This window comes from Mycolicibacterium sarraceniae, from assembly GCF_010731875.1.
Classification (GTDB): domain Bacteria; phylum Actinomycetota; class Actinomycetes; order Mycobacteriales; family Mycobacteriaceae; genus Mycobacterium; species Mycobacterium sarraceniae.
Map to the genome: position 1 here is coordinate 1,060,049 of NZ_AP022595.1, position 12,315 is coordinate 1,072,363.

Here is a 12,315-nt window from a genome sequence, read left to right on the forward strand (position 1 = left end):
GTCTTTTTCGTCACGGGCTTACTCGCTGGCGGTTCCAGCGCTGGCCAGATCCGGCTCTACGGGCTCGGCCCGCCTGGGGCCACCGACAAAGGTGAACTTCGCGTCTTCGCCGGCGCTTTCGCCGTCCCAGTTCTCGACGTCGACGGTGACCAGCTGACCGGGGCCGACCTCCTCGAAGAGAATCTTCTCGCTCAAGGCGTCCTCGATCTCGCGCTGGATGGTCCGGCGCAGCGGCCGAGCACCCAGCACCGGGTCGAAGCCGCGCTTGGCCAGCAGCGCCTTCGCCTGGTCCGTCAGCTCCATCTCCATGTCCTTGGCCTTGAGCTGCTTGGACACCCGGTTCACCATCAGATCGACCATCTGGATGATCTCGTCCCTGGCGAGCTGGTGGAAGACGATGATGTCGTCGATGCGGTTGAGGAACTCCGGGCGGAAGTGCTTCTTCAGCTCGTCGTTGACCTTCTGCTTCATCCGCTCGTAGTTGTTATCGCCGCCACCCTGGGTGAAGCCCAGACCAACTGCCTTCGAGATATCGGAGGTGCCCAGGTTCGAGGTGAAGATCAGCACGGTGTTCTTGAAATCGACCGTGCGACCTTGACCGTCGGTGAGACGGCCGTCCTCGAGCACCTGCAACAGGGTGTTGTAGATCTCCTGGTGGGCCTTCTCGATCTCGTCGAACAGCACGACCGAGAACGGCTTGCGCCGCACCTTTTCGGTGAGCTGACCACCCTCTTCGTAGCCGACATATCCGGGCGGGGCACCGAACAACCGCGACGCGGTGAAGCGGTCGTGGAACTCGCCCATGTCGATCTGGATGAGTGCGTCGTCATCGCCGAACAGGAACTCCGCCAGCGCCTTGGACAGCTCGGTCTTACCGACACCGGACGGGCCGGCGAAGATGAACGAGCCCGACGGCCGCTTGGGATCCTTCAGTCCGGCACGGGTACGCCGGATGGCCTTCGAGACGGCACGGACGGCATCTTCCTGCCCGATGATCCGCTTGTGCAGCTCGTCCTCCATGCGCAGCAGCCGAGTGGTCTCCTCCTCGGTCAGCTTGAACACCGGGATGCCGGTCCAGTTGCCGAGGACCTCGGCGATCTGCTCGTCGTCGACCTCAGCCACGACGTCGAGATCACCGGAGCGCCACTGCTTCTCACGCTCGGCACGCTGAGCGACCAGTTGCTTCTCCCGGTCGCGCAGGTTCGCGGCCTTCTCGAAGTCCTGCGCGTCGATCGCGGACTCCTTCTCCCGGCGCGCGTCGGCGATCTTCTCGTCGAACTCGCGCAGGTCTGGCGGAGCGGTCATCCGGCGGATTCGCATCCGGGCACCGGCCTCGTCGATCAGGTCGATCGCCTTATCCGGTAGGAACCGGTCGTTGATGTAGCGGTCGGCCAGGGTGGCTGCCGCGACCACAGCGCCATCGGTGATCGACACCCGGTGGTGTGCCTCGTACCGGTCACGCAGACCCTTGAGGATCTCGATGGTGTGCGCCACCGTCGGCTCGCCGACCTGGACCGGCTGGAACCTGCGCTCCAGAGCGGCGTCCTTCTCGATGTACTTGCGGTACTCGTCGAGCGTGGTGGCACCGATCGTCTGCAGCTCGCCGCGAGCCAACTTGGGCTTCAGGATCGAAGCCGCGTCGATGGCGCCCTCGGCGGCGCCTGCGCCGACGAGCGTGTGCAGCTCGTCGATGAACAGGATGATGTCGCCGCGGGTGTTGATCTCTTTGAGCACCTTCTTGAGGCGTTCCTCGAAATCACCGCGGTAACGGCTGCCGGCCACCAGCGACCCGAGGTCGAGGGTGTAGAGCTGCTTGTCCTTGAGCGTCTCGGGAACCTCACCGTGCACGATCGCCTGGGCCAGGCCCTCGACCACAGCGGTCTTGCCGACGCCGGGCTCACCGATCAGCACAGGGTTGTTCTTGGTGCGCCGGCTCAGCACCTGCATCACCCGCTCGATTTCCTTCTCGCGGCCGATGACCGGGTCGAGCTTGCCCTCCATCGCGGCCGCGGTCAGGTTGCGACCGAACTGGTCGAGGACCAGCGACGTGGACGGGTTGCCCGACTCGCCGCCGCGGCCACCGGTACCGGCTTCCGCGGTCTCTTTGCCCTGATAGCCGGACAGCAACTGGATGACCTGCTGGCGCACCCGTGTCAACTCGGCGCCGAGCTTCACCAGCACCTGGGCGGCCACGCCTTCGCCTTCACGGATCAGGCCGAGCAGAATGTGCTCGGTGCCGATGTAGTTGTGGCCGAGCTGCAGCGCCTCGCGCAGGCTGAGCTCCAGCACCTTCTTGGCGCGCGGGGTGAACGGGATGTGCCCGGACGGCGCCTGCTGGCCCTGGCCGATGATCTCCTCGACCTGGCTGCGGACACCCTCCAGTGAGATGCCCAGCGACTCCAGCGACTTGGCGGCTACGCCTTCACCTTCATGAATAAGGCCCAGCAGGATGTGCTCGGTGCCGATGTAGTTGTGGTTGAGCATCCGGGCTTCTTCTTGGGCCAGGACGACGACCCTGCGGGCACGGTCGGTAAATCTCTCGAACATCGTCGGTTACCTGCTCTCCATCACGATTAGGTACTGCGGTAGTCACCACGCACCTGTCGTCCACTCTAATGGGAGGCCCCGGGAGGCGTCCTCCCTTGCCCACCCATACCGCCTCCCTAACGGTGCGGACTAAGCACACCAACGCCGCAGGGCAAAGAAACGTTTCCGGTATTCACCGGTAGCCGCTTCGCTGCAAGCGAACGGGGCTGACCCGTGGTTGCAGCGAAGCGGCGAATGGCCGAAATGGGGTCGAGACGACCCGGACGCGGATTTAGGTCGCGGCGTGGAAGGCGTCGATGATGTCGGCCGGGATACGTCCCCGCGTCGACACCTTGTGACCGTTGCGGCGCGCCCAGTCGCGGATCGCGGCGCTCTGCTCCCGGTCGATCGAGGCACGTCCATGGCCCGCCGGACCGGAGCGGCCGCGGCGACGACCGCCGACACGACGGCTGGCCTCGACCCACTGCCTGAGATCGTTACGGAGTTTCTGAGCATTTTTCGAGGAAAGATCGATCTCATAGCTCACACCGTCGAGCGCGAATTCGACCGTTTCATCCGCGGCGCCCGCACCGTCGAAATCATCCACGAGAGTAACGGTTACTTTTTTGGCCATTGTCTCACTGATTCCTTAATCCTGCGCACAACAACCTAGAGTTGGGCGTCTTCCTCGCTGTGTTGTCCACTAACACTGTGCCACCAATCTGCCACATTGTTGGACATCACTCAACAAGGATTGGATCGGTGCACTTCAGCCATGTCGGCGAACAATCGGGAACAAAACCGTTTCCCGAATTGTCAAGCCAGTGAGTGCCATCAAGAGGCGATCGATTCCCATTCCGGTTCCGGTGGTCGGCGGCATCGCATACTCCATCGCTGCCAGGAAATCCTCGTCGAGTGCCATCGCCTCATCGTCGCCGGCGGCAGCCGCTCTGGCCTGGGCCTCGAAACGCTCGCGCTGCACTATCGGATCGACGAGCTCCGAGTAGCCCGTCGCCAACTCGAATCCGCGCACGTACAGATCCCACTTCTCAGTGACGCCAGCAATACTGCGGTGCTGGCGCGTCAGCGGTGTGGTCTCGACCGGGAAATCCTTGACGAATGCCGGGGCCCACAATGTGTCCCCGACTGTGTGTTCCCACAGTTCTTCGACGAGCTTGCCGTGCCCGTAGCCCCGATCCCGCGGGATCTCCACCTCCAGCCGGTCGGCAATAGCGAGCAGATATTCCAGTGATGTGGCCGGTGTGATCTCTTCACCGAGAGCCTCGGACAACGACGGGTACATTTGAATCGACGGCCATTCACCGTCGAGGTCATAGATTGAACCATCCGGCAATGGCACTTGCCTGGTGCCGACGGCCTCCTCGGCGACTTCTTGAATAAGTTCGCGGGTGACGATCGCTGAATCGTCGTACGTGCCCCACGCCTGATAAGTCTCAAGCATCGAGAATTCCGGCGAATGTGTGGAATCCGCACCTTCGTTTCGGAAGTTCCGATTCAGCTCGAAAACCCTCTCCAATCCGCCGACCACGCAACGCTTCAGGAACAGCTCCGGGGCGATGCGCAGATACAAGTCCGCGTCCAGAGCATTGGAGTGGGTGACGAACGGCCGAGCCGCCGCACCGCCGGCCAGCGTCTGCAGCATCGGCGTCTCGACCTCGAGGAACCCACGACGGTCCAGCGCATTACGGACGGCCCGCACGACGGCAATGCGTTGCCGGGCCACGTCGCGGGCCTGCGGGCGCACGATCAGGTCGACGTAGCGCTGCCGGACCCGGGACTCCTCGCTCATCTCTTTGTGCGCGACGGGCAACGGGCGTAACGCCTTGCTGGCCATCAGCCAGGAATCGGCCAACACCGACAGCTCACCACGGCGGGAGCTGATCACTTCGCCGTGCACGAACACAATGTCACCGAGGTCGACTTCGGCCTTCCAGGCTTCCAGGGCGTCGCCACCCACACCGGCGAGGCTGATCATCGCCTGCAGCTGGGTGCCGTCGCCTTCCTGAAGCGTGGCAAAACACAACTTGCCGGAGTTACGAGCAAACACCACCCGGCCGGTGACGCCGACGAGATCTCCGGTGGTCGTGTCGGCGGCGAGGTCGGGGTAGGCGGCACGGATCTGCGCCAACGAGTGGGTGCGCGGCACCGAAACCGGGTACGGGTCTTTTCCCTCGGCTAACAGAGCCTCGCGTTTGCCCTGACGGATCCGGAACTGTTCGGGGACGTCGACGCCCGCGTGGTCGGTGTCCGGAGTATCTGCAGAGCTCACGACATACCAGCTTAAATGAGGTCATGAGGTCACTCCTAAAGGCGGCCGCGGTGGCCAGCGCGCGGCTGCGGCTGGTGGGCGTGGCCGGCAGCAGTCCACATTTCGACCTGGTGGCGCAGGCGTTGGCCGGCGACTGGCGCACGATTCTGCGCAGCAGCGCACTTTCTTCTAGCGATTGGCGCGGCCGCGCTGGTTATCGCGGTTGCGCTCATAGACCATCCGCAGCCCGTCGAGGGTGAGGTGCTTGTCGTAATGCTGCACGGTGTGCAGATCCGGCAGCATCAGCGGCGCGGAGTGACCGGTGGCCACCACCGCCACATCGGAGCCGCCGAAGCCGGCGACGTCCTCGCGGATCCGGTTCACCAAACCGTCCACCAGGCCGGCGAACCCGAACAGCGCGCCGGACTGCATGCATTCCACGGTGTTCTTGCCGATCACCGACCGCGGCCGGGTAAGTTCCACCCGGCGCAACGCCGCCGACCGCGCGGCCGCCGCGTCCGAGGACACCTGAACTCCGGGAGCGATTGCCCCGCCGAGGAATTCCCCTTTCGCCGAGACCACGTCGACGCAGATCGACGAACCGAAGTCCACCACGATGGCGGCCGAGGAGAACTTGGCGTAGGCGGCCAGGCAGTTCACGATCCGGTCGGCACCGACCTCTTTCGGATTGTCGACGAGCAGCGGGATGCCCGTGCGCACACCGGGTTCGATGAGCACGTGCGGCACTTTAGGCCAGTACTGGTCGAGCATGAGCCGGACCTCGTACATGACCGACGGGACGGTGGACAGCCCGGTGGCGCCGGTGAGGCGCTCGGAGTCGTCCCCGATCAAACCCTCGATGGTGAGTGCCAGCTCGTCGGCGGTGACTTCCGGTTCGGTGCGAATCCTCCACTGCTGGTTCACTTTCGCGTGATCCCCGGACCCAGAGATCAACCCGACGACCGTGTGGGTGTTGCGGACGTCAATGGCCAGCAGCACGACTATCCCACCGTTCGCGGCGAGAGCAGGCCGGTGGCGTCATCGGGCACGAAGGCCGGGTCGTCGCCGAGGTCGATCTGCCGGTTGTCGGAGTCGACGAACACCACCCGGGGCCGGTGGGTCCGCGCTTCGGCGTCGTCCATCACACCGTAGGCGATCAGGATGACCAGGTCGCCGGGATGAACCAGATGGGCTGCCGCACCGTTGATTCCAATCACACCGGTGCCGCGCTGTCCGGTGATGACATAGGTCTCCAGCCGCGCGCCGTTGTCGATGTCGACGATGGTCACCTGTTCACCCTCGAGCAGGTCGGCGGCATCCATCAGGTCGGCGTCGACGGTCACCGATCCGACGTAGTGCAGGTCGGCATGCGTGACGGTGGCGCGGTGGATCTTGGACTTCAGCATCGTCCGGAACATCAATTTCTCCAGGTAAGTTCGTTGCGCTCGCCATTTCGGGCACCGCGCGCGGTGGTGTCCGTCGACAGGTCGACAGCGATGTTGTCCAGCAGCCGGGTGGCGCCGAGGCGAGCGGCCACGAGCAGGCGGGCCGGGCCGGAGGCGGGCGCCGGCTCCAACTGCGGGCCACGCACCTCCAGGTAGTCGACCTCGAATGCGGGCACCTCGTCGAGGACCGCACGGGCCGCGTCCAGCGCCGCTTCGGCGCCGCCGGCAGCGCTGTACATACCGGCGAGGAGCGCAGCCGACAACGCACCGGCCTGCTCGCGCTCCTCGGCGCTCAGGTAGCGGTTACGCGAGGACATGGCCAGACCGTCGGACTCACGCACGATGGGCACACCGACGATGCGGACGTCGACGTTGAGGTCATCGACCATCTGGCGGATAAGTGCCAACTGCTGATAATCCTTCTCACCGAAGAACGCGCGGTCCGGTCGCACGATCTGCAGCAGTTTCAAAACCACCGTCAGCATGCCGGCGAAATGCCCTGGGCGCGAGGAGCCTTCGAGCTGAGCGCCAATCGGGCCGGGATGCACAGTGGTGCGCGGTCCGTCGGGATACATGGCTGATACGTTCGGCGTGAAGGCTATCTCGACACCCTCGGCGCGTAACAGCGCGAGGTCGGCGTCGAGCGTGCGCGGGTAGGCGTCGAGGTCCTCGTTGGGACCAAACTGCAAGGGATTGACGAAGATCGACACCACGACCACCGCGCCGGGCACCCGCTTGGCGGACCGAATCAGCGTCAGATGCCCCTCATGCAGTGCGCCCATGGTCGGCACCAACATCACCCGGCGCCCAGTGTGGCGCAGCGCGCGGGTGACCTCGGATACCGCCGCGGGCGATGGGTATACGTTGAGCTCACCGGCGGTGAACTGCGGGGCCCCTATCATCGTCGCCGTCCTTGCCCCGACCATTCGGTCAACACCTCAACAACCTCCTTGGGAGCGTACGCGCGCTGGGCGGTGCGCAGCGAGTTCGCGCAATATGCTTGTGCCAGTTCATAATTCACGTCATCAAGAGCGGCGAGATGGCCGGCGACCGCGGCGGCGTCACCCCGCGCCACCGGCCCGGTCAATGCCGCCTGGCCGCGCTGCAGGGTGTTCTCCAGCGCGGCCCGAGCCAGCGGGCCGACAATCCGTTCGGCCAGACCGCCCGGGGCGTCACCGACGAGTTCTTGGCCGAGAAGCTCTTGGCCGGCCAAGGAGGCGCGCAGCGCATCCAGCGCGTCGGCGAGCACCGTGACGATGTGGTTGCTCGCATGAGCCAGTGCCGCGTGATACAGCGCGCGGGCATCTTCGCGGACCCCGAACGGCTCACCGCCGATCTCCAGTACGAGGGACTGGGCGATGGCGTAGCCGATCTCGTCGGCTGCGGTGACTCCGAAGCAGCTATCGGCCAGCCGGGCGATGTCCTCGTCGCCACCGGTGAACGTCATCGCGGGATGGATGGCCAGGGGCACACAGCCCTGCTCGGCCAGCGGGGCCAGAATCGCGACCCCGTTGGCGCCGGAGGTATGGACGACGATGGTTCCCCGGCGCACCGCGCCGGTCGTGGCCAGGCCGTTGATCAACCCCCGGAGCTCGGAGTCCGGCACGGTCAGCAGCAGGAGTTCGGCGCGGTCGGCGACATCGGGGATAGACAGGATTTCGGTGTCGGGTAGCCGTCGTTCGGCGAGCCCACGCGATGTTGTCGAAATGGCGCTGCACGCGACCACCACATGCTCAGCGCGTTCCAGAGCCACGCCGAGTGCAGTGCCGACACGGCCGGACGAGACGATACCGACCTTGAGCCGGGCCGGCCGCAAGCCGCTGGGGGTCCCCACTTAGACGACCTCGCTGACGTCAATGAGTTGTGTTCGTTCCGGTCCTGTGTCGGGTACCGGCCGGTCTGACAACTCTAACCTGGCCTATCCGGCTGGCTGACCACGCTCGCCGGCGTCAGTCCTCACGCCGGCGTCTGCGGCCGCCGCCCTCGGCGTTGCCGTTGGCTTGCAGCCGGGCCAGCAGGTCAGCGACCGACCGGCCACCGGTCTGCTCGTTCTCGCGGGCCCGACGCCGCGGCGGCTCCTGCTCCTCGGCCGCACCGCGGTGGCGGGCGGGCGGTTGCGGCGCCTCCGTCTCCGGCTGGCCATACCCGGGACGCTCCACCGAATGGCGGGACCGCGGGCCGACCGGCTCGGGTTGGGGCTGCAACTCGGCCACGGGTGCCTCCTGCGGCGGGATCCAGTGCCTGCCGCGCGCCGTTTCCTCGGCCGCAGCCCCCGCCGATTCCTCAGCAGCAGCCGAGGTGCCCACCGGCGGCCATTCAAACCCCTCGCGGGCGGGGGGTTTCTCTACCGCCAACGCTGCGGCGGCGGCCGCGACATCGGATTGTGGTTCCGGATGAGGCGGCGTGATTGGCCGTTCAGCAGGCTGCTCACCGTTCTCCGACGGCCTTCGATGCGATCCGCCGAACGCGGGTTCTGGCTCGGCGCGGCGGCGGCGGCGGCGCGGCCGGGACGGCGAAGGCGGCGGGGCATACGGCTGCGCCGGGACCAGCGGTTCCTCGGGGACGTCGATGATCGGGTTCTCGGCGGTCACGGGGCGGCTGCCGGTGTCCTCGGGGCGCACGGGGGTGATCCGGCTGCTCTCGACGCGCCCGGGGACCGGCGGCAAGGTCGGCGTATCACGGGTCCAGTCGCCGGCCCGGTCACCTTCCAGGGCCGGCCGGTCGCCCAGGTCGGCGTCGAACAGGATCTCCAGGTTGGCGCGCAGGGCAGCCAACTCCGTGCGCAACGCAGCCACCTCGTCGGTGGCCTGCGCCCGCAGCTCGGATGCCAGCTCGCGGCGCAGATGGGATTCGACGCTGAGCTCGTACTCGCGCCGAGCCGAGATCTCGCGATCGAGCTGCAGGTCGTAGACCAGTTTGAGGTCGCGGGCACGGGCGGCGTCGATATCGCTTTGCCTGCGGTACATGACCGAGACGAACGCCCCGATCACGGCAGCCCAAACAGACAGAATGACCGCCAGCTTGAGCAGCTCAGGACGGTTGGTGAACACCAATGCACAACTGGCCGCAATGGCGAGGACCAGCAACACCGTCAAGAGCAGCCAACCCGGCCTGCGGCCGCCGCGCCGATTCTTGGCACCGCGGGACAGAACGGTCATGGGGTGACTGTACCCGCGGGATGTCCGCCCGCGTGTCTTCGAGCTGCGGCGATTCGCCGTCTCGGACTACTCCGGAGCACCGTCGGGATCGTCAGTCGGATCGCCGGGCGACTTGCAGCAGTGCTGCAGCCACATCGCCGCGACAACCAGGGCCAGGGCACTCAAGGCGGCCACCGCCGCGCCTGGGATGAAGCTCGCCGCCACCTTCTCGGAGCGCCGGAACAACAGGTAAACGCCCACGCCCAACCACCAGCCGAGCATCAACGCCCCGACCCACGCCGAGGCCTTGGCCACGACCACGCTGCGCGCCACCGTCAGCGGGTGCAGCCGGCCGGCACCGACGCCGATCCGTCCGTCACCGATCTTGGCCCGCACCGACACCGCCCAACCGGCCTCGATCGTGGCGACGGCCAGCAGCGACAGGCCGGTCCACATCGTGATCGGGGGGAAGTAGTGATACAGGACGCGCATCAGCAGCCAGGTCAGGATCGCGGCGCCGACGACAGCCGCGGCCAGGTCACGTCTGCGGGTCGGCCCCATCAGGCTTCGGGCTCCACGGTGGTACCCAACCTCAGCACCAACCCGGTCAACCGCACGCCGTCACGATCGACCGCCTCGAGCTCGGAAAGCAGACGGTCGACGCGCTGGGACTCACCGGCCACCGTCAGTTCGGCGTCAGGGTCGACGGCCAGCCATGGCACCATCACGAACGCCCGCAGGTGGGCCAGCGGATGCGGCAATGTCAAACGCTCATCGCGGGATGACACCTCGGCGGCACCGTCGTAGCACGTGACGAGGTCGACATCCAGCGTGCGCGGTCCCCACTTCTGTTCGCGGACCCGCTCGTTGGCGTCTTCGAGCGCCTGCGCGAGCCGCAGCCATTCGTGTTCGTCCGCGCCGGGGTCATCGGCGATCACGATCGCGTTGAGGAACGCGCCCTGTTCAACACCACCCCAGGCGTCGGTCTCGTAGACCGGCGACAGCGCGCGCACCGAGACGCCGAGTCCGTCGACGGCGGCCTGTAACCGCGCCATCCGGTCGCCGAGATTGGAGCCGATGGATAGGACCACCCGCGTCACACCTCACCTCCGACCGGCACGACCTGCCCTCGTCCACCACGCCGGGATCGGCGTGCGACGACGGCAACATCCCTAAAGGACAACGGGATTGGCGCATCGGGTTTGTGCACCACCACCTCGACCGCATGGACCCGCTGGTCGTTCATCACGTCTTCGGCGATCTCGGCTGCGACCGTCTCGATCAGGTTGCGCGCCGGCCCGCCGACGATGGCGGCGGCCCGCTGCGCGAGCGTGCCGTAGTCGTAGGTATCGGCGAGTTCATCACTGGCGGCGGCTGCGGCCAGGTCGATCCAGACGGTGATGTCGATGACGAAGTCCTGCCCGTCGCGGCGCTCGTGGTCGAAAACACCGTGTCTACCACGAACGGTCAAGCCGCGCAGCTCGATTCGATCAGCCACCGGCACACCCCGGTGCCAGTTCCCCGCGCGACCACTCACGTACGACGGCGAGTGCGTCCGCAGAGGCGCGCACGTCATGGACCCGCACCCCCCACACGCCGGCCTGCGCGGCGAGTGCAGTGATCACCGCGGTCGCGACTTCACGGCCGTCGGGCGGCCGGACGGTGCCAGCGTGATCGGCCAGCAGCGCACCGAGAAACCGCTTGCGCGACGCCCCGATCAACACCGGGATACCGGTGTCGACGAAGGCCGGCAAAGCTGCCAGCAGGGCCCAATTGTGTTGCGCAGTCTTGGCGAAACCCAAACCGGGGTCAATGATCAGCTTGGTGGCGTCGACGCCCGCGGTGACCGCGTCCTCGACCGAATACATCAGGTCGTCGTACACGGCGGCGAACACGTCGCGATACGGCGGGATCCGGTGCGGGTCGGCGGCATCGACAGCGTGCCAGTGCATCAACACCCAGGGCACCCCGGCTTCGGCCACCAGTGGCGCCATCGCCGGATCGGCCCGCCCGCCGGAGACATCGTTGACGATGGCGGCGCCGTTCTCCAGCCCGGCTCGAGCCACGTCGGCGTGCATGGTGTCGATACTGACGGTAATCCCTTGACCGGCAAGCTCTTTAATGACTGGCACTACGCGCGCGATTTCCAGCGCCGGGTCGATTCGCACCGCGCCGGGCCGGGTCGACTCACCGCCGACATCGACGACCGTCGCCCCGTCGGCCAACAACTGAAGCCCGTGCGTCACCGCGGTGTGCGTATCGAGGTAACGGCCGCCGTCCGAGAAGGAGTCATCGGTGACGTTGACGACTCCCATCACCTGCACACCGGTGGCTTTCACTTGCGCAGTATGAGTTCCAGCGCCTCGGCTCGGGATGCGTTGTCCGTCTTGAACTGTCCGCGTACCGCCGACGTCGTGGTGACGGCCCCCGGTTTGCGCACCCCACGCATTGCCATGCAGAGATGCTCGGCCTCGACGACGACGATGACCCCGCGTGGGTTGAGCTTGCGCATGATCGCATCGGCGATCTGACCGGTCAGCCGCTCCTGCACCTGCGGGCGCTTGGCATACAGGTCCACCACCCTGGCCAGCTTCGACAGCCCGGTGATCCGGCCGTCCTCGCCGGGGATGTAGCCGACGTGTGCCATGCCGTGGAACGCCACCAGATGGTGCTCGCACGTCGAGTACATGGGGATCTGCTTGACCAGCACCAGCTCGTCGTGGTGCTCATCAAAGGTGGTCTCCAACACCGCATCTGGGTCGGTGTACAGACCGGCGAAAATCTCCTGGAACGCCCGCGCGACGCGCGCCGGGGTGTCCAGCAGACCTTGTCGGTCGGGGTCCTCCCCTACCGCAAGCAGTAATTCACGAACGGCCGCCTCGGCCCGCGGTTGATCGAACACCGGCGGGTCAAACGTGACCGAATTCGGCTGCTGCAT

13 protein-coding genes are annotated in these 12,315 nt (G+C 66.3%); all 13 read right to left on the bottom strand.

Translation table 11 applies throughout. The features are described 5' to 3' along the window. Positions 1 to 18: 18 nt before the first annotated feature. The 13 genes from clpC1 to folE all read right to left on the bottom strand — a co-directional run bounded on the left by clpC1 (position 19) and on the right by folE (position 12,279). Positions 19 to 2,547: an ATP-dependent protease ATP-binding subunit ClpC gene (gene clpC1 / locus G6N13_RS05560; RefSeq protein WP_163695146.1), complete on the bottom strand. Its 2,529-nt coding sequence runs from the start codon at positions 2,545 to 2,547 to the stop codon at positions 19 to 21. 271 nt (positions 2,548 to 2,818) lie between these two features. Further along, the gene (lsr2, locus tag G6N13_RS05565) at positions 2,819 to 3,160 is read right to left on the bottom strand and encodes a histone-like nucleoid-structuring protein Lsr2 (protein ID WP_163695147.1); all 342 of its coding nucleotides are present in this window, start codon (positions 3,158 to 3,160) and stop codon (positions 2,819 to 2,821) included. A gap of 135 nt (positions 3,161 to 3,295) precedes the next feature. Beyond that, on the bottom strand, positions 3,296 to 4,816 hold the full coding sequence (gene lysS, locus G6N13_RS05570; protein WP_163695148.1) for a lysine--tRNA ligase: 1,521 nt from the start codon (positions 4,814 to 4,816) through the stop codon (positions 3,296 to 3,298). Positions 4,817 to 4,984: 168 nt separating this feature from the next. Then, positions 4,985 to 5,794: a type III pantothenate kinase gene (locus tag G6N13_RS05575; protein WP_163695149.1), complete on the bottom strand. Its 810-nt coding sequence runs from the start codon at positions 5,792 to 5,794 to the stop codon at positions 4,985 to 4,987. Positions 5,795 to 5,796: 2 nt separating this feature from the next. Beyond that, positions 5,797 to 6,213 carry an aspartate 1-decarboxylase gene (gene panD, locus G6N13_RS05580; RefSeq protein ID WP_163695150.1) on the bottom strand — a complete coding sequence of 139 codons (417 nt, stop codon included), beginning with the start codon at positions 6,211 to 6,213 and terminating at the stop codon, positions 5,797 to 5,799. Beyond that, positions 6,213 to 7,142 carry a pantoate--beta-alanine ligase gene (gene panC, locus G6N13_RS05585; protein WP_163695151.1) on the bottom strand — a complete coding sequence of 310 codons (930 nt, stop codon included), beginning with the start codon at positions 7,140 to 7,142 and terminating at the stop codon, positions 6,213 to 6,215. The genes panD and panC overlap by 1 nt, the downstream gene beginning before the upstream one ends. Continuing rightward, positions 7,139 to 8,074, bottom strand: a complete 936-nt coding sequence (locus G6N13_RS05590) for a Rossmann-like and DUF2520 domain-containing protein (protein ID WP_163695152.1) — start codon at positions 8,072 to 8,074, stop codon at positions 7,139 to 7,141. Before G6N13_RS05590 ends, panC begins: the two co-directional genes overlap by 4 nt. Before the next feature lie 115 nt (positions 8,075 to 8,189). Beyond that, on the bottom strand, positions 8,190 to 9,398 hold the full coding sequence (locus tag G6N13_RS05595; protein WP_163695153.1) for a DUF6779 domain-containing protein: 1,209 nt from the start codon (positions 9,396 to 9,398) through the stop codon (positions 8,190 to 8,192). 66 nt (positions 9,399 to 9,464) lie between these two features. Beyond that, positions 9,465 to 9,938 carry a DUF3180 domain-containing protein gene (locus G6N13_RS05600; RefSeq protein ID WP_163695154.1) on the bottom strand — a complete coding sequence of 158 codons (474 nt, stop codon included), beginning with the start codon at positions 9,936 to 9,938 and terminating at the stop codon, positions 9,465 to 9,467. After that, positions 9,938 to 10,477, bottom strand: a complete 540-nt coding sequence (gene folK, locus G6N13_RS05605) for a 2-amino-4-hydroxy-6-hydroxymethyldihydropteridine diphosphokinase (RefSeq protein WP_163695155.1) — start codon at positions 10,475 to 10,477, stop codon at positions 9,938 to 9,940. Before folK ends, G6N13_RS05600 begins: the two co-directional genes overlap by 1 nt. Then, complete coding sequence (folB, locus tag G6N13_RS05610) at positions 10,474 to 10,875, bottom strand: dihydroneopterin aldolase (RefSeq protein ID WP_163695156.1); 402 nt, start codon at positions 10,873 to 10,875, stop codon at positions 10,474 to 10,476. The genes folK and folB overlap by 4 nt, the downstream gene beginning before the upstream one ends. Then, positions 10,868 to 11,692, bottom strand: coding sequence for a dihydropteroate synthase (folP, locus tag G6N13_RS05615; protein ID WP_163701754.1), 825 nt, complete (start codon positions 11,690 to 11,692; stop codon positions 10,868 to 10,870). Before folP ends, folB begins: the two co-directional genes overlap by 8 nt. A 20-nt stretch (positions 11,693 to 11,712) precedes the next feature. Further along, positions 11,713 to 12,279 carry a GTP cyclohydrolase I FolE gene (gene folE / locus G6N13_RS05620; protein WP_179965137.1) on the bottom strand — a complete coding sequence of 189 codons (567 nt, stop codon included), beginning with the start codon at positions 12,277 to 12,279 and terminating at the stop codon, positions 11,713 to 11,715. Between the last annotated feature and the right edge of the window lie 36 nt (positions 12,280 to 12,315).

Bases quoted from the DNA above. Each gene is read 5' to 3' on its own strand.
- panC (WP_163695151.1), bottom strand. From the start codon at position 7,142: ATGATAGGGGCCCCGCAGTTCACCGCCGGTGAGCTCAACGTATACCCA.
- panD (WP_163695150.1), bottom strand. From the start codon at position 6,213: ATGTTCCGGACGATGCTGAAGTCCAAGATCCACCGCGCCACCGTCACG.
- folP (WP_163701754.1), bottom strand. From the start codon at position 11,692: ATGGGAGTCGTCAACGTCACCGATGACTCCTTCTCGGACGGCGGCCGT.
- clpC1 (WP_163695146.1), bottom strand. From the start codon at position 2,547: ATGTTCGAGAGATTTACCGACCGTGCCCGCAGGGTCGTCGTCCTGGCC.
- lsr2 (WP_163695147.1), bottom strand. From the start codon at position 3,160: ATGGCCAAAAAAGTAACCGTTACTCTCGTGGATGATTTCGACGGTGCG.
- G6N13_RS05595 (WP_163695153.1), bottom strand. From the start codon at position 9,398: ATGACCGTTCTGTCCCGCGGTGCCAAGAATCGGCGCGGCGGCCGCAGG.
- G6N13_RS05600 (WP_163695154.1), bottom strand. From the start codon at position 9,938: ATGGGGCCGACCCGCAGACGTGACCTGGCCGCGGCTGTCGTCGGCGCC.